Below are 391 nucleotides of genomic sequence, written 5' to 3' on the forward strand. Positions count from 1 at the left end.
GCCCGCAGACCCGACCACCGAGAACGCTGTCGATCCCAAGGCCGACCCGCGTGCCGAGCCGGTCGACACGCCCGCCGAGGCCAAGGCCGACACGGCTCCCGAGGCCAAGGCCGATACGGCTGCCGAGGCCAAGGCCGACACGGCTCCCGCGGCCGATGCAGCTGCCGAGGCCAAGGCCGATGCGGCTGCTGAACCCACGGCCGACGACCTCGTGGAGCCTGCGGCCGAGAAGGCCACGGAGCCCGGGGCAGAGAAGGTTGCCGACGCGACGAGCGCTGACGCGCCGACCGCCGAAGCGCCGACCGCCGAAGCGCCGACCGCCGAGGCGACAGACGGCGAACAGCCCACTACGGAGAAGCCGACCGCCGAGGTGCCTACCATTGAGGCGTCT

At 73.1% G+C, this 391-nt stretch carries 1 pseudogene; it reads left to right on the forward strand.

Annotated features, from left to right (window positions below):
* Positions 1-391 (forward strand): annotated as a pseudogene (locus tag CAY82_RS26835) (hypothetical protein); the annotation flags it as partial.

The organism is Pseudomonas sp. SID14000, assembly GCF_002165135.1.
Lineage (GTDB): Bacteria > Pseudomonadota > Gammaproteobacteria > Pseudomonadales > Pseudomonadaceae > Aquipseudomonas.